Source organism: Saccharopolyspora sp. NPDC045839, assembly GCF_056431645.1.
Genome location: NZ_JBWKKH010000032.1, coordinates 92680 through 112365, shown reverse-complemented (window position 1 = coordinate 112365; position 19686 = coordinate 92680). Strand labels below are relative to the sequence as shown.

Annotated in this window: 24 protein-coding genes; 13 read left to right on the top strand and 11 right to left on the bottom strand. The window is 71.9% G+C overall.

What is annotated here, in order from left to right:
* Nucleotides 1–318: 318 nt before the first annotated feature.
* Both nhaA and AC07EQ_RS33675 read left to right on the top strand, forming a co-directional pair.
* A complete protein-coding gene (nhaA, locus tag AC07EQ_RS33680; RefSeq protein ID WP_478391863.1) occupies nt 319–1548 on the top strand; it encodes a Na+/H+ antiporter NhaA in 1230 nt (409 codons plus the stop codon).
* A 116-nt stretch (nt 1549–1664) separates the two neighbouring features.
* Nucleotides 1665–2168, top strand: a complete 504-nt coding sequence (locus AC07EQ_RS33675) for a phage holin family protein (protein WP_478391862.1) — start codon at nt 1665–1667, stop codon at nt 2166–2168.
* A gap of 254 nt (nt 2169–2422) precedes the next feature.
* Here AC07EQ_RS33675 and AC07EQ_RS33670 read toward each other — a convergent pair whose 3' ends face one another.
* The 4 genes from AC07EQ_RS33670 to nth form a co-directional block, all read right to left on the bottom strand.
* Nucleotides 2423–3607, bottom strand: coding sequence for a MarP family serine protease (locus tag AC07EQ_RS33670; RefSeq protein WP_132491830.1), 1185 nt, complete (start codon nt 3605–3607; stop codon nt 2423–2425).
* Nucleotides 3608–3714: 107 nt separating this feature from the next.
* Nucleotides 3715–4425 (bottom strand): NUDIX hydrolase, encoded by a 711-nt coding sequence (locus tag AC07EQ_RS33665; protein ID WP_478391861.1) that lies wholly within the window; start codon nt 4423–4425, stop codon nt 3715–3717.
* Nucleotides 4422–5060, bottom strand: a complete 639-nt coding sequence (locus AC07EQ_RS33660) for a TlpA family protein disulfide reductase (protein WP_478391860.1) — start codon at nt 5058–5060, stop codon at nt 4422–4424. The genes AC07EQ_RS33665 and AC07EQ_RS33660 overlap by 4 nt, the downstream gene beginning before the upstream one ends.
* Nucleotides 5057–5884: an endonuclease III gene (gene nth, locus AC07EQ_RS33655; RefSeq protein WP_478391859.1), complete on the bottom strand. Its 828-nt coding sequence runs from the start codon at nt 5882–5884 to the stop codon at nt 5057–5059. The genes AC07EQ_RS33660 and nth overlap by 4 nt, the downstream gene beginning before the upstream one ends.
* A 243-nt stretch (nt 5885–6127) precedes the next feature.
* Here nth and AC07EQ_RS33650 point away from each other — a divergent pair, with 243 nt between their 5' ends.
* The 6 genes from AC07EQ_RS33650 (at nt 6128) to dnaN (ending at nt 10918) form a co-directional block, all read left to right on the top strand.
* Nucleotides 6128–6382 (top strand): hypothetical protein, encoded by a 255-nt coding sequence (locus AC07EQ_RS33650; protein WP_029535541.1) that lies wholly within the window; start codon nt 6128–6130, stop codon nt 6380–6382.
* Nucleotides 6383–6476: 94 nt separating this feature from the next.
* Nucleotides 6477–7151, top strand: coding sequence for a Crp/Fnr family transcriptional regulator (locus AC07EQ_RS33645; RefSeq protein WP_093267402.1), 675 nt, complete (start codon nt 6477–6479; stop codon nt 7149–7151).
* Between the two features lie 136 nt (nt 7152–7287).
* Nucleotides 7288–7611 carry a hypothetical protein gene (locus AC07EQ_RS33640; RefSeq protein WP_478391858.1) on the top strand — a complete coding sequence of 108 codons (324 nt, stop codon included), beginning with the start codon at nt 7288–7290 and terminating at the stop codon, nt 7609–7611.
* A gap of 97 nt (nt 7612–7708) precedes the next feature.
* Nucleotides 7709–7984, top strand: coding sequence for a hypothetical protein (locus tag AC07EQ_RS33635; protein WP_478391857.1), 276 nt, complete (start codon nt 7709–7711; stop codon nt 7982–7984).
* 395 nt (nt 7985–8379) lie between these two features.
* The gene (locus tag AC07EQ_RS33630; protein ID WP_478391856.1) at nt 8380–9618 is read left to right on the top strand and encodes an MFS transporter; all 1239 of its coding nucleotides are present in this window, start codon (nt 8380–8382) and stop codon (nt 9616–9618) included.
* A 199-nt stretch (nt 9619–9817) separates the two neighbouring features.
* Nucleotides 9818–10918, top strand: a complete 1101-nt coding sequence (gene dnaN / locus AC07EQ_RS33625; RefSeq protein ID WP_478391855.1) for a DNA polymerase III subunit beta — start codon at nt 9818–9820, stop codon at nt 10916–10918.
* A 3-nt stretch (nt 10919–10921) separates the two neighbouring features.
* Here dnaN and AC07EQ_RS33620 read toward each other — a convergent pair whose 3' ends face one another.
* Both AC07EQ_RS33620 and AC07EQ_RS33615 read right to left on the bottom strand, forming a co-directional pair.
* Nucleotides 10922–11719, bottom strand: a complete 798-nt coding sequence (locus tag AC07EQ_RS33620) for an MBL fold metallo-hydrolase (protein ID WP_478391854.1) — start codon at nt 11717–11719, stop codon at nt 10922–10924.
* Complete coding sequence (locus tag AC07EQ_RS33615; protein ID WP_478391853.1) at nt 11719–12549, bottom strand: NUDIX hydrolase; 831 nt, start codon at nt 12547–12549, stop codon at nt 11719–11721. The genes AC07EQ_RS33620 and AC07EQ_RS33615 overlap by 1 nt, the downstream gene beginning before the upstream one ends.
* A gap of 145 nt (nt 12550–12694) precedes the next feature.
* Here AC07EQ_RS33615 and AC07EQ_RS33610 point away from each other — a divergent pair, with 145 nt between their 5' ends.
* Nucleotides 12695–13582, top strand: coding sequence for a Gfo/Idh/MocA family protein (locus AC07EQ_RS33610; protein WP_478391852.1), 888 nt, complete (start codon nt 12695–12697; stop codon nt 13580–13582).
* Between the two features lie 103 nt (nt 13583–13685).
* Here AC07EQ_RS33610 and AC07EQ_RS33605 read toward each other — a convergent pair whose 3' ends face one another.
* Both AC07EQ_RS33605 and AC07EQ_RS33600 read right to left on the bottom strand, forming a co-directional pair.
* The gene (locus AC07EQ_RS33605) at nt 13686–14765 is read right to left on the bottom strand and encodes a hypothetical protein (RefSeq protein WP_478391851.1); all 1080 of its coding nucleotides are present in this window, start codon (nt 14763–14765) and stop codon (nt 13686–13688) included.
* 27 nt (nt 14766–14792) lie between these two features.
* Nucleotides 14793–15407, bottom strand: coding sequence for a hypothetical protein (locus AC07EQ_RS33600; RefSeq protein ID WP_478391850.1), 615 nt, complete (start codon nt 15405–15407; stop codon nt 14793–14795).
* Nucleotides 15408–15483: 76 nt separating this feature from the next.
* Between AC07EQ_RS33600 and AC07EQ_RS33595 the strand changes: the two genes are divergently transcribed.
* Entirely contained in the window at nt 15484–15738 is a 255-nt protein-coding gene (locus AC07EQ_RS33595) for a hypothetical protein (protein WP_478391849.1), read from the top strand.
* Between the two features lie 31 nt (nt 15739–15769).
* On the opposite strand, the gene AC07EQ_RS33590 is transcribed toward AC07EQ_RS33595, so the two are convergent.
* From AC07EQ_RS33590 to AC07EQ_RS33580, 3 genes are read right to left on the bottom strand one after another with little or no spacing between them, the layout of a single operon-like run.
* Entirely contained in the window at nt 15770–16228 is a 459-nt protein-coding gene (locus AC07EQ_RS33590) for a RidA family protein (RefSeq protein WP_397530115.1), read from the bottom strand.
* 1 nt (nt 16229) lies between these two features.
* Complete coding sequence (locus AC07EQ_RS33585; RefSeq protein WP_093267385.1) at nt 16230–16388, bottom strand: Sp36 family protein; 159 nt, start codon at nt 16386–16388, stop codon at nt 16230–16232.
* Nucleotides 16389–16434: 46 nt separating this feature from the next.
* Nucleotides 16435–16764 carry a rhodanese-like domain-containing protein gene (locus AC07EQ_RS33580; protein WP_358567463.1) on the bottom strand — a complete coding sequence of 110 codons (330 nt, stop codon included), beginning with the start codon at nt 16762–16764 and terminating at the stop codon, nt 16435–16437.
* A 90-nt stretch (nt 16765–16854) separates the two neighbouring features.
* Here AC07EQ_RS33580 and AC07EQ_RS33575 point away from each other — a divergent pair, with 90 nt between their 5' ends.
* The 3 genes from AC07EQ_RS33575 (at nt 16855) to bagB (ending at nt 19662) form a co-directional block, all read left to right on the top strand.
* Entirely contained in the window at nt 16855–17451 is a 597-nt protein-coding gene (locus tag AC07EQ_RS33575) for a TetR/AcrR family transcriptional regulator (RefSeq protein ID WP_478391848.1), read from the top strand.
* A 76-nt stretch (nt 17452–17527) separates the two neighbouring features.
* Nucleotides 17528–18526: an ATPase BagA gene (gene bagA, locus AC07EQ_RS33570; RefSeq protein ID WP_478391847.1), complete on the top strand. Its 999-nt coding sequence runs from the start codon at nt 17528–17530 to the stop codon at nt 18524–18526.
* On the top strand, nt 18523–19662 hold the full coding sequence (gene bagB / locus AC07EQ_RS33565) for an ATPase BagB (RefSeq protein ID WP_478391846.1): 1140 nt from the start codon (nt 18523–18525) through the stop codon (nt 19660–19662). Before bagA ends, bagB begins: the two co-directional genes overlap by 4 nt.
* Nucleotides 19663–19686: the final 24 nt, after the last annotated feature.

Sequence of the window (19686 nt, the reverse complement as noted above, 5' to 3'; positions counted from 1 at the left end):
CGGAGAACCGCGAGGTCGGCGACGTCACCACACTCGCCGACTCGTCCGTCATGTCACTGATCTCCAAAGGCCTGAACAAGTCCAGCGACGACTGACCGGCACGTCCGACGCGCCGGGGGCGCCCTCCCGCACGGAGGGCGCCCCTGTTGCGTTCGCGACCTCTCCGATTCACACACGGCGCTTTGACCTGGGAAAACACCTTCCCGATCTTGGTTGCGCCGACAATCACGCGCGCCACGGATGTTAGGATTCCGGTAAAGGTGTGCCGGGAAGACTGGTCGGCGTCGTAGCTCGTGCTATCCACGATCGGAGCCGCCAGTGTCGAAAGCCGCCAGCAACCAGTCCCGGCCGGACAAGTCAGCCCGGACGTTCGACTTCGGCTCCTACCTGCGGACCGAAACCGTCGGCGGCCTGGTCCTGCTGGCTGCGACCGCCCTCGCGCTGCTGCTGGCGAACTCCCCCGCGGCCGGGATCTACCACGCGGTCCGCGACTTCGAGATCGGGCCGCAAGCCCTGCACCTGAGCCTGCCCGTCGGCGACTGGGCCAAGGACGGCCTGCTCGCGATCTTCTTCTTCGTCGCCGGGCTCGAGCTCAAGCGCGAGCTCGTGGTCGGCGAGCTCTCCAACGTCAAGAGCGCGCTGCTGCCCGTGATCGCCGCGATCGGCGGCATGATCGTGCCCGCGGTGCTCGCCTTCGCGATCGGCCACGGCGCGCCTGGCGCGCATGCCGCGTGGGCGATCCCGGTCGCGACCGACATCGCCTTCGCCCTGGGCGTGCTGTCGCTGACCGGCTCCTGGATGCCCACCGCGGCGCGGGTGTTCCTGCTCAGCCTCGCCGTAGTCGACGACCTCGGCGCGATCATCGTGATCGCCGTGCTGTTCACCGACGGGCTCAGCGTGCTCGCGCTGCTCGCGGCGGTCGTGCTCTGCGTCGTCTACTGGTACCTGCAGCGCAAGCGGGTCACCACGGCGTGGATCTACGTGCCGCTGGCCGTGGCCACCTGGATCGCGGTGCACACCAGCGGCATCCACGCGACGATCGCCGGCGTGGCGCTCGGGCTGCTCACCCGCGTCCGGCGCGACCCGCACGAGCCGGCTTCGCCGGCGATGCGCCTGGAGCACCGGCTGCAGCCCTGGTCTGCCGGGCTGATCGTGCCGGTGTTCGCCTTCTTCGCCGCGGGCGTGCCCGTGGACGGCGAGGCGCTGGCGGCAATCGGCGAGGACCGGGTCGCGATCGCGATCATCGTCGGCCTGGTGGTCGGCAAGCTGATCGGCATCTTCGGCAGCTCGTTCCTCGCGGTCAAGCTGGGCATCGGCGCGAAGCCGGAATCGGTGCAGTGGCGCGACATGGCGGCGCTGGCGATGCTCGGCGGCGTCGGCTTCACGGTCAGCCTGCTGATCGCCGACCTGTCGCTGGCGGGTGAGGCGGCCGAACGGGCCAAGGCCGCGGTGCTGATCGCCTCTGCCTTCGCATCGCTGCTGGCAGCGGCGATGCTGCTGCGACGCGGCCGCAAGCTCAAGAACGGCAACGGCACCGACGACGTCTGACCTCCGCGCCCCGGGAGACCGCAGTTTCAATTGAAACTGCGGATCACCTCGCCGCGGGTCACTCGCGGGTAACGCACCGCGAGTCGCCCGGTGGCGCGCTGATCGCGCGTGGCACGATGGGGCACGTGAACAGCGCCCAGAAGAGCACCAACGGCAGCCGTGACGGTGCGGGGTGGACCGCGGTCACGTCCATCCCGCTGTCCGAAGAGGGCACTGCTCCTGACGGGCAGTCCATCGGCGCGTTGGTACGCGATGCCACGACGCACCTGTCCACATTGGTCAGGTCCGAGGTCGAGCTGGCCAAGACCGAGCTCGCCGGCGAGATGAAGAAGGCCGTCAAGGGCAGCGTCTACTTCGTCCTCGCGCTGACCGTGCTCGGCTTCAGCCTGTTCTTCCTGTTCTTCACGCTGGCCGAGGGGCTGGCCCAGCTCGGCCTGTGGCGCTGGGCGGCCTTCGGCATCGTGTTCCTGGTGATGCTGCTGGTCGCGGGCCTGCTGGCGCTGCTCGGCTACATGCGGGTCCGCAAGATCCGGGCGCCGAAGCGCACCATCGAAACGCTCAAGGACACGACGAAGATCACCAAGCGCCAGCCCACCGAGGAAACCCCGGCCGCGTCCTGACGCTCCCGCCGATCACCGGGCCACGAGCCCGTTGATCCGCTGTCGAGCTGGTCGGGAACGCGGTACGCGAGTCTTCCTGCGTCGCCCTGGCACGCGGCGCGAGGCGCCGTTTTCGCGCGAAAACGGCGTTGGCCAGGCGTGGCGGGCGCCGGTTTCGCGCGAAAACGGCGTCCAGCTCGCTTCGCGGCGCGGCCTCTTCAGCGCCTCCGAAGCACTCACGGCCCGGTGCCTGCAAGACCTCCCGCTCGCGCGGGTCAGCTGGTGCAGGGGCCGGTGTCGACCTCCGCGCTCAGGTTCGGGGCCGCCGCGACCTCGTCCGCCACTTCCTTCGCCGTGAGCGCGAAGCCCGTTTCCGGGTCGTCCACCGCCGCTCCGAAGACCACGCCCACGACCTTGCCGGACGGGTCGATCAGCGGCCCGCCGGAGTTCCCGCTCTGCACCCGGCCGCGCACCGTGTACACGTCGCGGACCACGGTGTTCGCGTCGTAGATGTCCGGGCCGCGCAGCCTGATCTGCTCCCGGATGCGGCCCGCCGACGCCGTGTAGGGCCCGTCCAGCGGGTAGCCCAGGGCGATCACGTCGTTGCCCGGGCTGGCCGGTCCCGGCACGAAGGCCATCGCGTCCGCGTCCAGGTCCGGCACCGCCAGGATCGCGACGTCCACGTCCGGCTTGTAGAGCACGACCTTCGCGTCGAACTCGCCGCGACCGATCTCGATCGCCACCCGGTCGGTACCCGCGACCACGTGCGCGTTCGTCATCACCCGGTGCGGCGAGATCACGAAGCCGGTGCCCTCCAGCGCCCGCGCGCAGGACGTGGCCCGGCCCCGGACCTTCACCACGCTGGTCCGCGCGTTGCGCACCGCCTGGCTGTTGGCCAGCGCCATGTCCGGCGGCGCGATCTCCGCGACCGGAGTCTCCGAGAAGGGTTCCAGCGCCTGCGGGAAACCGGACACCCCGAGCATTTCGCGCAGGTCGTCCGGCAGCGCCTTGGCCGAGGCGGGCATCACCGAGTTCACCGCGGTCAGCACCTTCGACCGGCTTATCGCGGCCGCGAGGCCGGGCAGCGCCGACGCCGACGTGAACGGCAGCGCGATCAGCCACGCCACCACGAGCACCGCGACGAACTGCAGGACCGCGCCGAGCGCGTTGTCCACGCCGGTCAGCTTCGGGGAGGTGATCCGGTCCCGCAGTTCGCGGCCGGCCCACATGCCGAAGGTCTCGCCGAAGGCGACCAGCAGCACCACGATCCCGACGCCGAAGGCGAGGCGGGCGACCGGACTGTCCAGGCGGTCCAGGATCAGCGGCGCAACCTTGAGACCCACCACCGCGCCGATGAACACGCCCAGGAACGAGAACAGCGCGGTGACCAGGCCGCTGCGGGCCCCCGACACCGCGGCGAGCAGCGCCAGCAGCACCACCAGCAGGTCGACCCAGTTCACCCGCTCACCTCAATCTCGCCGACGATCGGCGGCGCACCACGGTCCCACAACCCGTCCTCGAAGCGGTCCCGCGCGTGCTGGAAGACGAGAACAGGTTCTCAAACCGTTCACGAACGCCCGAAGCCGATGTCCTCGGCCTCTTCTGCGGCCCGCCACGCCTCGTCGAGTTCTCGCACGTCGGCGCGGTTCCAGCGACGCGACCAGCCGGCCAGGTCCAGCAGCCCCGACAGCAGGCCGCCGGTGAAACCCCACACCAGCATCCCGGGCACCAGGAACGCCGGGCTCGCGTGCCGACCGGTCAGCTCCACGCGCAGCCGGTTCGCCGGATCGGTGAGCCAGGAGATCGGCACCCGGGCCACCGCCGCCGTCTCGCCGAAGTCCACCGGTGAGACCGGGGACGGCTCGGCCCAGTGCGCCAGCACCGGGGTCACCCGGAAGCCGCTGTGCGCCACGTGCAGTTCCGGCAGCGTCGCCACCGGGCGCACGCCCTCCGGCCGCAACCCCACCTCCTCGACGGCTTCCCGCAGCGCGGCATCGACCGGCCCACGATCGACATCGTCGAGCGAGCCACCCGGGAAAGCAACCTGGCCGGGGTGCGAGCTCAGCCCATCGGCGCGGCGCAGCAGCAACACGTCCGGCCCGTCGGCGCCCTCACCGAAGAGCACCAGCACCGCCGCCGGGCGGGCCTCCGCCGGCGGGTTCTCGCGCGGCCAGCCGAAGTGCCCCGGATCGAGGTCGGCGGACCGCTCGACCAGGCCGCGCAGCCAGTCGGGCAGCTCCGCCGGGTCGACCAGCGGGCCCGTTCGCCGCGGGTTCACCGGGCACTTCCCAAGGTCCGGTCGACGGCGGCCCGGATCTCGTCCGGGCTCTTGAACGCGACCGGCGGATCGATGCGGCGCACCTCGCCGGAGGCGGTCACCACGTAGCTGATCGGCAGCACGTTCGGCGCCTTCAGCGCGGCCCTGATGCGGTTGTCCCCGTCATGCACGTTGGGGAAGTGAACGCCCAGCCGGGTCAGAAGGTCAAGACCGTCCGCCGGATCGCTCTGCACTTGGACGCCCAGCACCCGGATCGCGCCCGGCTGCTCGGCGTAGGCCTGCAGCGCGGGCAGCTCGGTGCGGCATGGCGCGCACCAGGTCGCCCAGAGGTTGATCAGCGTCGGTCCACCGGCGACCGCGGAGCCCGCGTCGGCGGGCCGCCCGTCGGCCAGGCAGCTGCCGGTGATCCCGGCCAGCTCCACCGGGCCGCCTTCGGCCGCCGGGCAGGGCTGGAGCGCCGCCGCCGCTCGCTGCGCGGGGTCGATGGCGCGGGCTGCCGGCGGCGGAGCGGGCGCGGCGGTCTGCTCCTGCTGCTGGTCGGCGTCGCGCGGCCAGAGCGCGATCACGCCGACCACGGCAAGCACGAGCACCACGATCGTCCAGCGGATTTCGTTGCCGTAGGCGCGCAGGTTCACGCCACCGGCTCCTTCGCCGTGGCCTGTTCGACGGTGCTCTCCGGGACCTCGTCGACGACCCCGGCCAGCGCCAGCAGCCGCGGCGTCTCCGGGCCGCGGACCAGCTTCGCCGCCGGGGCGGGTTCGGTCGGGCCCAGCCCGTACGACGGGCAGTCCTTGGCCAGCAGGCAGGCGCCGCAGGCGGGCTTGCGGGCGTGGCAGACGCGGCGGCCGTGGAAGATCACCCGGTGCGAGAGCATCGTCCACTCCTTGCGCGGGATCAGCTCGCCGATGGCGTGCTCGACCTTGACCGGGTCCTCCTCCGCGGTCCAGCCCCAGCGCCGGACCAGCCGCCCGAAGTGGGTGTCCACCGTGATGCCCGGGACGTCGAAGGCGTTGCCGAGGATCACGTTGGCCGTCTTCCGGCCGATGCCCGGCAGCTTGACCAGCTGGTCCAGCTTCCGCGGCACCTCGCCGTCGTACTTCTCCACCAGCGCCGCGCCCAGGCCCATCAGCGACGCGGCCTTGTTCCGGTAGAAGCCGGTGGAGCGGATCATCTCCTCCAGCTCGGTGCGGTCGGCCCCCGCGTAGGCGGCGGCCGTCGGGTACCGCCGGAACAGGGCCGGGGTGACCTCGTTGACCCGCTTGTCGGTGCACTGGGCGGACAGGATCGTGGCGACCGCCAGTTCCAGGGGCGTCTCGAAGTCCAGCTCGCAGTGCGCGTCCGGGTACGCCTCGGCCAGCGCCCTGAGCATCCGGCGGGCCCGCCGGACCAGCCCCAGCCGGGTCTCACCGCCCGAGCCGGCGGCGGCACTCTTGCGCTTGTTCCGAGCCAGGTCTGACACCCCACCAGACTACGGATCCGATCCCCTCGGCCAACCGGCCGCACCGGTGCGGCTCCCGCCGCCAGGGCGTGTCGGACGCAGAGGGCCTTGCGCGTCCGGATAGGCTGCGCTGCGACACGGTCCGGGCACCCCACCGGACCATGGGCACCGACCGTCACCAAAGGTGGTCGGATCGTCACGCTCGCCGGGAACCCGACCCCGGTTGCACCCGCCCCGAAGGTATGAGCGAGGATTCAAATCATGATGGCTGCCTGGTTCGTCATCGTCGTGCCGCTCGTGATCATGTTCTTCACCCTCTTCATGGAGCGTGTGGAGGCTCGCCTGCGGCACGTGGCGGTGCAGGAGAACGAGGTGGAGGAGCTGCTGGAGAACGCTCGCCCCGACGAGGTGCGGGCGCTGTTCCGGCAAGGTATTGGACGCGCGCTGGAGTTGTTCCAGCTTCGCAGGGTGGGACGCGCCGGTAGGCTGCGTACTCGCCGTTCCCGCGACCAGTCTTAGAATTTACTGGTAGTGATCGGCGGCACACCGCTAGATTCGCACTCGCGGGTCCGGCACCACAGACAGCCGCCGCGTCTCAACATGGAGGGACGAGGTGGACGAGACACTGGCCCGGGCCGGCATCTTCCAGGGCGTTGAGCCGGCCGCGGCAGAGGCACTGGCCCAGTCGCTGGAACCGGTCGAGTTCCCGCGAGGACACGTGATCTTCGCCGAGGGCGAGCCGGGAGACCGGCTCTACATCATTCAGTCCGGCAAGGTGAAGCTCGGACGCAAGTCGCCGGACGGCAGGGAGAACCTGCTGGCGATCATGGGCCCGTCGGACATGTTCGGCGAGCTGTCCATCTTCGATCCGGGGCCGCGCACCTCCACGGCGACCACGGTCACCGAGGTCCGCGCGCTGAGCATGGACCGGACGGCGCTCCGGCAGTGGATCGCCACTCGCCCGGAGATCGCCGAGCAGCTGCTGCGCGTGGTCGCTCGCAGGCTGCGCCGGACCAACGGCATGCTGGCCGACCTCATCTTCACCGACGTGCCGGGCCGGGTCGCCAAGGCGCTGCTGCAGCTCGCACAGCGGTTCGGCAGCCAGGAGGCCGGCCTGCTGCGGGTCACCCACGACCTGACGCAGGAAGAGATCGCGCAGTACGTCGGCGCATCGCGGGAGACCGTGAACAAGGCGCTGGCTGACTTCGCGCACCGTGGTTGGCTGCGACTCGAGGGCAAGAGCGTGCTCATCCTCGACCCGGAGCGGTTGGCCCGCCGCGCCCGCTGACACCAGCGACGCCGCGAACTGACGCGCGTCGGCCGACGGGTCCGGGGTTCGTTCCCGGGCTCCTCAGTCGACGCGCGTTTTTTTCGTGTCCGAAAGACAACCCGCCGGACACCTGCCCCGTGTAAGCCTTGATCGGTTGACCGACAGGGTGGGGGGCGACATGCACTGGATCGGCTACGTCGGGGCGGCGATGCTGCTGCTCCTCGGGATCACGATCATCTGGGACCAGATCAAACGCCGGCCTTCGCGGCGCCGCGCGCGCATGCAGCGCAACCGCAACTACGCCGCGCGGCGGCGGCTCAGCTCGACGGGCAGCAGCGGCGCCGTCGATTCCGGCACCACCTGGCACCACCACGGCGACTCGGGTTGGGGGCACGACTCGGGTGGCGGCTGGGACTCCGGCGGCGGCAGTGACTCCGATGGGGGTGGCGACTCCGGCGGCGGGGGCGGGGGCGACTGAGATTCCTTCACCTTTCGTGTCCGGGTCGCAACCCTGAGCTGGCGGCGCGCGTCCAACCTCGGACAGAGGACCGGACCGAGCTGAGGGGATCGAACAGATGGAACCGGCCTTAATCCAAGCATTGGTCCTGGTCGCCGTGGTCGCGGGCGGCGGACTGGTCATGGCGGCGATCATCGCCTCCACGTCCGAGCACGACGGGCGTCGTCGTTCTTCCGGCGCGACCGCGACCTCCGCGACCTACATCGACTCGAGCAGCGATTACGGCAGCGGCGACAGCGGGAGCAGTGACAGCGGGAGCGGCTTCGGCGGCGACAGCGGCGGCGGCTTCAGCGGTGGTGGCGACGGAGGCGGCGGAGGAGGAGGCGGCGTCTGACGCCCGCGCCTGCTCTTGACGCATGTGAAGGGGCTGGGCGCCGCCCCCGACGCGGCGCTCCAGCCCCTTCACATGTGCGTGGTTCGTCCCCCGACGACCAACCACGCTCCCCCGATCCTCCGATGCGTCGGCCCCGAATCCTTGGCACCAGAGGAAAGCTCTCTTGTCGAAGATGCTGGACGGCCGGTGCCACCAGCAACCCCTCTCACCTTCCAGGACGCAGCCACCCTCAGCCCGGTTGCAGAGTTCACCCGGATTGCGTAGCCGCTCTTTTATGAGTGTGCCCTGTTTCGGCGCCGAACGAACCGGGTAGAAGGTCCTTTTCCGGCGCGCGTGAGGCGGATTACCCGAAACCGAGTTGGTACTGTCGTACCACAATTGGAATACTGGTTCGCGTGTCCCAATCCATGTCCCTCACCGATTACCGCACCGCCCTGACCGCCCCCGGCGCCCGCGGGCCCGTCATCACCTCGCTGCTCGGCCGCCTGCCGATCGCGATGGTCGGCCTCGCCCTGATGCTCTACGTGCAGCGCCAGACCGGGTCGTTCGCGGCGGCCGGACTGGTGTCGGCGGGCGCGCTGATCGGCGTCGCCTGCGGCTCGGTCGCGCAGGGCCGGGTGATGGACCGGGTGGGACCGACCATCCCGCTGTACGTGATGTCCGGCGTGTTCGCGGCGCTGGTCGGCATCGAGGTGGTGGCCATCGAGCTGCACGCCCCGGTGGCGCTGATGGCCGCGCTGGCGTTCCTGGTCGGGATCAGCGAGCCGATGGTGGGCCCGGCGTCGCGGGCGCTGTGGGGGCGGCTGCTGCCGCCCGGCCCGGCGCGGGACGCGGCCTACTCGTACGAGGCGATCAGCATGGAGGTCTTCTTCATCCTCGGCCCGGGCCTGGCCGGACTCATGGTCGCGATGCCGTGGCCGGGGACCGGGGTCGTCGTCGGTGCCACGTGCATGGTCATCGGCAGCGTCGGCTTCGCCTCCACCCGCGCCGCGCGCAGCCACCGCCCGGAGCCCGCGCCTAGCGGCGGCGGGAGCCTGCTCGGGGCGATCGCCAGCCCGGGGATGAGGACCGTGGCGCTGGCCGCGCTGGGCTTCGGCATGCTGATCGGCTTCATCGAGGTCGGGGTGCCCGCGGCCGCGGTGGAAGCGGGGCACCCGACGGCCGGCGGCCTGCTGCTGAGCCTGCTTTCGGTGAGCTCGGTGATCGTCGGCGTCGCCTACGGACTGCGGCCCTGGCCTCGGCCGATGCACCTGCGGCTGCCGGCGCTGCTGTTCGGCTTCGCCGCGCTGCTCACGCTGCTGGCCGTGCCGTCGACGCTGTGGGGGCTGTGCCTGGCGCTGCTGGTGGCCGGCAGCCTGATCACACCGCAGTCCACCGCGCATTCGGTGGCGATCGAGATCGCGGCGCCCGCGGGCACCGCCACCGAGGCCTTCGGCTGGGTGGTCACCTCGGTGACGCTGGGCGCGGCGATCGGCCAGTCGGTCAGCGGGCAGCTGGTCGAGATCAGCGGCCCGGCGGCCTCGTTCCTGACCGCGAGCGCGGTCGGCGTCGTCTTCGCCGCGGTCCTCTGGCTGCGCCGCGGCACCCTGGTCCCCGCCACGTCCCGCGCCGACCTCTCCCTCGCCGCCAAGTAACCGTTCTGCCTGGTCAGGGCTCGTGAGTGTTTTGGTGGGCGCGGGGTTTGTCTTTGAAGCGGCGCAGCCGCTTAGCCCACCTGCGGAGCTTGCACCGCTGCGGGTTCTCAGGTGTTTTCTCGCGAGGACACTCACGAGCTATCACCTGCGGAAACGTCGTGCGTCTTGAGCTGTCGGTGCTGGTGGCTAGCTTGCGCGCATGGACCTCGACGTCACCTCGGCGACCCGCACGCTTGCGCACGCCGCCAACGATCTCGTTCGTCTGCTGCGTGGCCGGGTGCTCGACCCGGTGCTCAGCGGCATCGTGCTCGAAGCCACCGCACACGGCTTCGTGCTCGCGGGCACCGACCGGGAACGCAGCATGCGGTTGAGCCGCGGGGCGCGGACGCACGCCGAAGGCCGTGTGCTCGTACCCGGCCGTCCCTTCGCCGAGACGCTGCGCAACATCGACAGCCCTGAAGTGCGGCTCGTCGTCGAGGGCCGCAAGCTCGCGCTGCGCACGCCGAACGCGCGCTTCGCGCTCCCCCTGCTCGACCTGCCGTCCCACCCCGGCATCCGCGAGGCCCCGCCGCGCGTCGGCGTGCTCGACGCCGACGTCCTGCCGCTGGCCGCTGTCGCGGCGTCCACCGCGTCGCGCGACGATGCGCTCCCCGTGTTCACCGGCGTGCACGTCAAGCAGCTCGGTGAGCGGCTGGTGTTCGTCGGGACCGACCGGTTCCGGATGGCGGTGGCGAGCGTGCCGTGGGAATCCGAGGTGGCCGAGCTCGACGTGCTGATCCCGGCGAACCTGCTCGCCGAGATCACCAAGCAGGCCGACGACGCCGAGGTCGTGCTGCACGCCGACGCGGACCGGGTCGGCATGAGCTGGCCGACGACCGAAGTCAGCAGCACCGTGCTGGACGCGCCGTTCCCGAGCGAGGCGCGCCACCTCGCCGACGCCTTCGACGGCACCGTCGACGTCGCGGCCGCCGAGCTCGCCGGGGCCGTGCGCCGGGTGACGCCGTTCGCCGGGGCGCAGGGCACGCTGCTGCTGGAGGTCGGCGACGCCGAGGTGCGCGTGCGCGCGGCCGACCAGCAGTTCGGCGACGCCGAGGAGGCGGTCAAGGCCACCACCAGCGGCGACCGCATCACCACCGCCTACCAGCCCCGATATCTCTCGGATGCGCTGCAGGCGTTCGGCGCGCAGACCGTCCGCATCGGCCTTCGCGCGGGCAACCGCCGTTCGACGGTGATCACCGGGGCGGAGCCGGACCCGTCCGGCGCCGAACTGCACTACGTGCTGATGCCCAAGCGGACCTGACGGTCAGCCCCGGAGCTCACCCTGTTCTCGCAGGTAGGCGAGTTGGGCTTGGACCGTCCACTCCGCCGCGTCCCAGACCGAGCGGTCGACGTCCGCGTAGACGACCTCCACCACCTGGCGGGGCGTGACCTCCGGCCCGTGGTCGCGGACGGCCGCGCGGATCTGGTCGAGGCGCTGTTCGCGGTGCTTCAGGTAGGCCGTCGCGATCGCCTGGGCGTCGGGCAGCTCCGGGCCGTGGCCGGGCAGCACCCGCAGGCCCGGCGGCAGCTCGGCGAGCAGGCGCAGCGACGCGAGGTAGGAGCCGAGGTGGCCGTCGGGCTGCGCCACGACCGTCGTGCCCCGGCCCAGGATGCTGTCGCCGGTGAACACGGCCGGTTCGTCGTGGTCGGCGATGAAGCACACCGAGTCGGCCGTGTGGCCCGCCGTGGCGACCACCCGGAGCTCCACGCCGCCGGCCTTGATGACCTCGCCGTCGCGGAACGCCGCCGCGCCCCGGCACAGCGCCGGGTCGAGCGCGCGCACCGGTGCCCCGGTGAGCTCGACGAACTGCTCGACGCCGTCGGTGTGGTCGCCGTGGTGGTGCGTGAGCAGCACCAGCGACACCGGGCCCTGGTCGGCGACCCGGCGCAGGTGTTCGGCGTCGTCCGGGCCAGGGTCGATCACCACGCAGTCGCCCGCGCCCGGATCGCGCACCACCCACGTGTTGGTGCCTTCCAGGGTCATCGGCGACGGGTTGTGCGCGAGCAGCACCGATGCGTACGGGGTGACCTGGCGCAGCGTTCCGTAAGCCGGGTGCTCCATCACTTCGCCTCCTCGAATCCGGGTTCGCCCGGCAGCACCGCGTGCCACCGGTCGTTGCGGCGCACCAGCTTCGGCATGACCTTGACGAGGGTGCGCTCCGCGGCCAGCGCCGCGGGCAGGCTGCCGCACTCGGCGAGCTCGCCGAGCGTGACGCGGGTCGGCGGGAGCAGGTGGCAACGGCCCGCCTCGAAGTCAGCCAGCGCCTGCTGCGGGGTGGACCAGTACGCCTCGGACGCCTCCGAGGTGACCGCGTCGGCCCGCTGCCCGGCGGGCATCGCGGCGAGGAAGAACCGCGTGTCGTAGCGGCGCGGCTCGCGCTCGGGCGTCACCCAGTTCGCCCACGGGCGCAGCAGATCGGCGCGCAGCACCAGCCCTTCGTCGGCGAGGAACTTCGCCAGCGACATCTCGCGGGAGACCAGCGCGGCGCGGGCCCCGGCGTAGTGGCTCGTGTCGCCGACCACCGTCGCCGGGTCCGGCCCGGCCAGCAGCACGCCGGATTCCTCGAACGTCTCGCGCACGGCCGCGCACACCAGGGCGCGGGCCACCTCCTGAGTGCAGCCGAACCGCTCGGCCCACCAGTCCGCGTCCGGTCCGCTCCACGCCACCGACGCGTCCGCGTCGCGCTGGTCGACGCCGCCGCCGGGGAAGACCGTCATGCCGCCTGCGAAGGCCATGCCCTTCACCCTGCGCTGCAGGAACACCTCCGGGCCCGCCGAACCCTCCCGGAGCAGCATCACGGTGGCCGCATCCTTGGGCACGGCCGGCTGCGCGGGGAGCTCATCGGGCACGAATCCCGTTGGCAGGACGCGATCTTCGGGCGGTTGCACCATGCGGGCCACCCTATGCCGGAAAACCACTAGAAAGTGATTCCAGAATTGATTTTTCGCACGGAGAGCGCAGCGCCCCGGCCACCCGACCGTGGCGTTCGGACCCCCAACTGCAGTAACCGCGATGGATCAACGGCACCATTGCGGCATGGACGAAGCACTGCGAGTCGGCGTGGTCGGAGCGGGTCCCTGGGCGCACCGGGCGCACGGACCCGGCTTGTCCGCGCACCCCGGAACGCGGTTGGCGGCGGTGTGGGCGCGACGACCGGACGCGGCCAAGACCTTCGCCGAGCCGTACGACGCGGCCGTCTTCGACGGCTTCGACGAGCTGCTCGAATCGGTCGATGCGGTGGCCTTCGCGGTTCCGCCCGCGGTACAGGCCGAGCTCGCGCCTCGGGCGGCTCGCGCGGGCAAGCACCTGGTGCTGGAGAAGCCGCTGGCCGTGGATCCGGCCGGTGCCCGCGAGATCGTCGAGGCGGTGGACGAGGCCGGGGTGGCCGCGCTGCTGATGCTCACCCGCCGGTTCGCGCCGGAAGTGCAGGAGTGGCTGGCCGGCGTGCGCGGGCTCGACGGTGTGCAGGGCGGCACGGGACGGTGGCTCGCGGGCGGGCTGCTGGCGGGCGACTACGCCGCGTCGGAGTGGCGCCAGCAGCAGGACGGCGCGCTGATCGACGCGGGGCCGCACGCGATCGACCTGCTCGACGCGGCGCTCGGCGAGATCGAGCAGGTGCACTTCGCACACCGCAGCAGCGACGGCCTCTGGCAGCTCGTGTTCGGCCACTACGGCGACCTGACCAGCACGTTGACCCTGTCGCTGCGGATGCCGGTGCAGCCGGCGATGGTCGACTTCGCGGTGTACGGCGAGCACGGCCAGGCGCCGCTGCTCGGCCGCCGCACCGCCGCGCGCGAGTGCTACGCCCGGATGCTCGACGACCTCCTCGCGATGATCCGGGAGGAGCGCACGGAGCACCCCTGCGACGTCCGCCGGGGCCTGCACCTGCAGCAGATCATCGCCGACGTCCTGGCGGCGGTGTAGCCGCCGTTTCTGCAGGTGCGGGGCCGTGAGTCTGTTGGTTGCCATAGCAGCCCAAAAGACTCACGGCCCCGCTACCAGATGAAACGGCGCTCCTGGCGGTTGGCTAGGAGCGCTGCTGCTGGGGCGTGTAGGCCTGGTTGCCGGCCGGGGCCGCGCCGATCGGCGGGAAACCACCGGTGCCGCCCGGCATGGTGGACGTCCAGCCCTCCTCGCCGTTGTTCGCCCCGTTCTGCCGCCGCGACCCGCCGGAGCGGTCCTGCTCTCGCTGCGCGAGCTCCTCGTGCAGCTTGCGCAGCAGGTTGCGCTCCCGGTCGGTCAGCTTCGCGTCGACCGCCGGCGGCACCCGCATGGCGTTCGCCTCGGCTTGCGCCTCGGCGGCCTGAACGGCCTCGGCGGCCTGCGCCAGCGCCGTCTCGTGCTCCGGCTGGCTCGCCGGCTGCGGGATCGAGCGCTCCGGCTCCGCCGGCCGCTCCTCCATCGCACGCCGCTGCGGCTCCGCCGCGCGCTGCTGCTCCGCAGGGCGCTCGACCGGTCGTTCCTCCCGGGCCGGGCGTTCCACCGGCGGCGCGGGCGGCGCGTCGAGTCGGACGCGGTGCGCGGCCGCGAGGGCTTCCCGGTGGTATTCGGGCAGTTCAGCGCCGCTGTCGAAGACGTCGACGGAGCAGTTGATGCCGGCCCGGCGCAGGGCTTCGATCAGCTGGTAGGCCACCGCCGTGGTGGAGCCCTCCGGGCTGACCTCGGCGAGCAGGATGCGCCGGGGCACCGCGCCATAGCTGGCGCCGGCCGGCGTCGTCCGCGCGGTGCACCACAGCCCGCGCACGCCCTGGAGCCGTGCCGCGACCGCCGCGAGCGCCGCCACCAGGTCTCCGTCGTCCTCGGCCGGTTCGCCGAACCGGTGCTCGTCGGCCGGCACCGAGTCGACCACGTTCACCCGGTCCGCGAGGACGTGCGTCGAGCGGGTCTCGTCGAGGACCCGCCGCAGGTGGTACTGCTCGCTGGAGGTCACCGGGATGCGGCCCGCCAGCAGGCAGCCGGTGAGGTATTCGGCCGCGGCGCCTGGCTGGCCGATGCCGAGCAGTTCGCGGGCCGAGTTGATCCCGTCGTCGTCCACCCGGCCCGTCATGGCCAGCAAGAGGTTGTGCAGCCGGTCCACCGGCCCGGCCCCCTCAGCCACGTCCACCACGCACGCCTCCTTCAGGATGTCGGCCGCTCAACCGCGGCGGCCGGCGAATTCTTCGGCCCCCGTGCACACCAGCGCCGACTCGGCGAGCGCGGCGTGGTGGTACGCGGCGGGTTCCAGGTCGGGCGGGAGCACCTCGACGCAGGGTTCGGGTTCGCCGAGCGCCCGCAGAACGCGCTGGATCTCCCCGGTCAGGCCGACGACGTCGGCGGACGCGGTCACCAGCACGACCAGCTTCGTCGCGCCCCCGTCGGTGCGCCGCCAGCTGCTGCGCACCTCGCGGACGCCGGGGCGGCCGCGCAGCGTGGCGCCGAGCACCAGCACCGCGGAGTCGCCGACGCTGTCCGCCGGCCGTTCGCCGCTGAAGGTGTAGTGCGGGGCTTCGGCCGGGTCGACCGGGAGGACGGCGTTGACCATCGCGGGGTCGGCGCCCAGCGGGGCCAGCGCGTTGGCCAGCAGCTGGTGTTCGGCGTCGTCGAGCGCGATGCGCTCCCGGACGAGCGTGCCCGGCAGCATCCGCGCGACCACGTCGGCGGCGTCCCCGGCCAGCCAGTCGCGGAAGCGCCACAGGTGGCGGTCGGGCAGTCGGCCGGCGAGCCGGAGAAGTAGTTCGTGGCACAGCAGATCGGTTTCGCGCACCGCCACGTCGGCCCCTCCCAAGGCTCGTACTCCATCGACGCGGGTGTCGCTCGCCGCCCCCCGACCAGCTACACCCGTCCAGGTGAACTTTGGCCGCGATAACCGGATCAATCAAGCCCTTGAACGGTCTTTTCGCGACACACTGGAATCGATCTACCCCTATTCGGGTTACGCCAGATCTGACGAACCCGAACAGGAGATGATCGCAGCGTACTGGTCGAAGGCGGCGCCGCGCGTCCGAGCCGCCGAAATCGTGGCCGGCGATATTCGCCGACGACCCGCCGTGACGCGTACGAAACGCGGCGTCACCCGAAATCGGGCAACGCCGCGCAAATGACGTGGCGAGCGGCCGTCTGGCCGCGCTCCGCCTATTCGACCTCGACGATCAGCTCCACCTCGACCGGGACGCCGAGCGGCAGCTCGGCGACGCCCACCGCCGAGCGGGCGTGCTGCCCGGCCTCGCCGAAGATCTCGCCGAGCAGTTCCGACGCGCCGTTGACCACCCCGGGCTGCCCGGTGAAGCCTTCGGCCGAGGCCACGAACCCGACGACCTTGACGATCCGCACCACCGAGTCCAGGCCGACCAGCGCGTCCACCGCGGCGAGCGCGTTGAGCGCGCAGATCGCGGCGTGCTGCTTGGCCTCCTCGGCGCTGATCTCCGCGCCGACCTTGCCGATCCCGGCGGGCTTGCCGGCGACCATCGGAACCTGGCCCGCCGTGTAGACCAGCGAGCCGGTGCGCACCGCGGGCACGTAGGCCGCGACCGGCGGCACCACCTCCGGCAGCGGAATGCCCAGCTCCGCGAGGCGATCCGTCCAGCGCCCCATGTCAGGCCCCCTTCGGCCGCTTCAGGTAGGCCACCATCTGCTCGCCCGTCGGGCCGGGCAGGACGGAGACCAGCTCCCAGCCGTCCTCGCCCCACTGGTCGAGGATCTGCTTGGTCGCGTGGATCAACAGCGGAACCGTCGCGTACTCCCACTTCTGCATGCGTGCAGCTTAGGAGACCGGCCGCCCGCCCTCCGCGCCGCCGCGCTCACGCTCCGGTCTTGACTGGCAAGCCCGCCTCGACCCAGTCCTGGATGCCTTCGCGGTACTTGCGGACGCCGGTGTAGCCGAGCCGCTCCAACCTCGTGGCGACGGCCTGGCTGTTGCCGCAGGCGGGGTTCGAGCAGTAGACGACGATGGCGGCGTCCTTGTCCGGCAGCAGCTCGCCCGCCTTCTCCTCGACGTGGTCCTCGGTCAGCGCGATGGCTCCGGGCAGGTGCTGCTGCTCGTAGTAGGACCCGCCGAGCGCATCGACGACGGTCACCTCCCCGGCGTCGATCCGCCGCTTGAGCTCGTCCCTGCTGATCAGCTCGGTCATGACAACCTCCTCGGATTTATCCGGACCGTGGTCCGTTTACCGTGCCGAAGTTACCGGACCACGGTCCGGTTGTCGAGTACGATTGCCGCCGTGAACGATGCGACCGACGAGCTGCACCAGATCGCGAGCCGGCCACCGCGGGAGCGCGCCGACGCCGCCCGCAACCGGCAGCGCGTGCTGTCCGCCGCCGCCGGCCTGTTCGCCGAGCACGGCGTGGACGGAGTGACGATGGACGCGGTCGCGCAGGCCGCGGGAGTCGGCAAGGGCACGGTCTTCCGCCGCTTCGGTGACAAGTCCGGGCTGGTGGCCGCGCTGCTCGACGAGCGGGAACGAGCGCTCCAGGACGCGGTGCTCACCGGACCGCCGCCGCTCGGACCCGGGGCTGCCGACGCGGAACGCGTGCTGGCCTTCCTCGACGCCTACGTCGACTACCTGGCCGAACACCTGGAACTGGTCCGGCTCTCGGAAACCGCCGCGCCGGGCGCCCGGTACCGCATCGGTTCCTACCGGTTCTGGCACCGGCACCTGACCCTCCACTGCGGCGCCGCAGCGGATCCGGGGTACCTCGCGCACGCGCTGCTGGCAGCGGTCGACGCGGACCTCAACCTCGCCCTGCGGGAGGCGGACTACAGCTGGGAGCGGCTGCGCGCGGGCGTCCGCGACCTGGCCGAGCACGCCCTGCGCTGATCGGCGCCGATCCCGCGGCGTGGCGGGAGTTCGCGGTCGGCAGACATCCGGGGAACGCGGCACTTACGCTGATCGTGTGACCGACTGGGACGGGGAACTGAATCACGCCCGACTGCACGTCGTCAGCGGTAAAGGCGGCACCGGCAAGACGACCGTCGCCGCCGCGTTGGCCCTCGCCCTGGCCACCGGCGGTCACAAGGTGCTGCTGATCGAGGTGGAGGGCAGGCAGGGCATCGCCCAGCTCTTCGACACCGCGCCGCTGCCCTACGCCGAGGAGTGGATCGCCGCGGCGCCCGGCGGCGGCGAGCTCCGCGCGCTGGCCATCGACGCCGAGGCGGCGCTGCTGGAGTACCTGTCGATGTTCTACAACCTGGGTTTCGCCGGCCGCACGCTGCGCAAGATGGGCGCGATCGAGTTCGCCACCACGCTCGCGCCGGGCCTGCGCGACGTGCTGTTCACCGGGAAGATCAAGGAATGCGTCGGCCGGACCGACGAGCGCGGCCGCTACGTCTACGACGCGGTCGTGGTCGACGCGCCGCCGACCGGCCGGGTGGTCAAGTTCCTCGACGTCACCCGCGCGATGGCCGACCTCGCCAAGGCCGGGCCGATCCGCGACCACAGCGACGGCGTGGTGCGCCTGCTGCACTCCAGCGACACCGTCGTGCACCTGGTGACGCTGCTGGAGGAGCTGCCGGTGCGGGAAACCCTGGAGGCGGTGGCCGAACTCGACACCGCCGACCTGCGGCCGGGCGGCGTGGTGTGCAACCGCGTCCGGCCCAACCGGCTGCCGGCTCGCTCGGTCGCCGCGGCCGCGAGCGGCCGGGTGGACGCGGAGCGGGTGCGCGCCGGGCTGGCCGCCGCCGGGCTCAAGGTCGACGACGAGACGCTGGACGGGCTGGTGCACGAGACGGTCGAGCACGCCATCCGGACGCAGACCGAGGACGCCGCCCGCGCGCAGCTCGCCGACGCCGACCTGCCGACCGTCTCGCTGCCCGACCTCACCGGGATCGACGTCGCCGAGCTCTACGAACTCGCCGAGATACTCAACGAACACGGCATCCGGAGCCCACGATGAGCGAACCGCTGCGGCCCGCGCAGATCGACGTCGACGCGTTGCTGGACGACCCGAACACGAACATCGTCGTCTGCTGCGGGTCCGGCGGCGTGGGCAAGACGACCACGGCGGCGGCCCTCGCGGTGCGCGCCGCCGAGCGCGGCCGCAAGACCGTGGTGCTCACCATCGACCCCGCCAAGCGGCTGGCCCAGGCGCTCGGCCTGCGGGAACTCAGCAACCAGCCCAAGCAGGTGGTGCTGGAGGACTTCGAACCGGCCGGCGACCTCAACGCGATGATGCTGGACATGCGCCGCACCTTCGACGACATGGTGCTCGCGCACGCCGGCCGGGAACGCGCCGAGCAGATCCTGAACAACCCCTTCTACCAAACGATCTCCACGTCGTTCTCCGGCACGCAGGAGTACATGGCGATGGAGAAGCTCGGCCAGCTCTCCGCCACCGGCACCTGGGACCTCATCGTGGTGGACACCCCGCCGAGCCGGTCGGCGCTGGACTTCCTGGACGCGCCGCAGCGGCTGTCCACCGTGCTCGACGGGCGCCTGATCAAGATGCTGTCCAGCCCGGCGCGGGTCGGCGGCAAGGGCCTGCGCAAGATCGTCGGCGCGGGGTTCGGGCTGTTCGCGAAGGCCGTGTCGACCGTGATCGGCGGGCAGCTGCTGGCCGACGCCGCCGCGTTCGTGCAGGCCTTCGACTCGACCTTCGGCGGGTTCCGGGAACGCGCCGACCAGACCTACCGGCTGCTGCGCTCCCCCGGCACCGCGTTCCTGGTGGTCGCCGCGCCGGAACCGGACGCGCTGCGGGAGGCCGCCTACTTCGTGGAGCGGCTGGCCGGGGAGGGGATGCCGCTGGCCGGCCTGGTCGCCAACCGAACCCACCCGGTGCTCGCCGGGCTCGCCGGCCCCCGGGCGACCACCGCGGCCGAAGAGGTGGAGCAGGCCGGCTCGGCGCCGCTGGCCGCGGCGGTGCTGCGGGTGCACGCCGACCGCGTCGCGGTGGCCGAGCGGGAGAAGCGGATGCTCGCCCGGTTCACCCGGGCCCATCCGGAGGTGTCGCTGATCGGCGTCCCGGCGCTGCCGTCGGACGTGCACGACCTGGCCGGACTCCGGGAGATCGGCCGGCGACTGGCCGGTGAATAGCAGAAGTCGGTTCGGCCAATCCGC

Bases quoted from the DNA above. Each gene is read 5' to 3' on its own strand.
- AC07EQ_RS33635 (WP_478391857.1), top strand. From the start codon at position 7,709: ATGGAACCGGCCTTAATCCAAGCATTGGTCCTGGTCGCCGTGGTCGCG.
- AC07EQ_RS33590 (WP_397530115.1), bottom strand. From the start codon at position 16,228: ATGGGGCGCTGGACGGATCGCCTCGCGGAGCTGGGCATTCCGCTGCCG.
- AC07EQ_RS33610 (WP_478391852.1), top strand. From the start codon at position 12,695: ATGGACGAAGCACTGCGAGTCGGCGTGGTCGGAGCGGGTCCCTGGGCG.
- AC07EQ_RS33620 (WP_478391854.1), bottom strand. From the start codon at position 11,719: ATGGAGCACCCGGCTTACGGAACGCTGCGCCAGGTCACCCCGTACGCA.
- AC07EQ_RS33675 (WP_478391862.1), top strand. From the start codon at position 1,665: ATGGGGCACGTGAACAGCGCCCAGAAGAGCACCAACGGCAGCCGTGAC.
- dnaN (WP_478391855.1), top strand. From the start codon at position 9,818: ATGGACCTCGACGTCACCTCGGCGACCCGCACGCTTGCGCACGCCGCC.
- AC07EQ_RS33580 (WP_358567463.1), bottom strand. From the start codon at position 16,764: ATGACCGAGCTGATCAGCAGGGACGAGCTCAAGCGGCGGATCGACGCC.
- AC07EQ_RS33615 (WP_478391853.1), bottom strand. From the start codon at position 12,549: ATGGTGCAACCGCCCGAAGATCGCGTCCTGCCAACGGGATTCGTGCCC.
- bagB (WP_478391846.1), top strand. From the start codon at position 18,523: ATGAGCGAACCGCTGCGGCCCGCGCAGATCGACGTCGACGCGTTGCTG.
- AC07EQ_RS33650 (WP_029535541.1), top strand. From the start codon at position 6,128: ATGGCTGCCTGGTTCGTCATCGTCGTGCCGCTCGTGATCATGTTCTTC.
- AC07EQ_RS33585 (WP_093267385.1), bottom strand. From the start codon at position 16,388: ATGCAGAAGTGGGAGTACGCGACGGTTCCGCTGTTGATCCACGCGACC.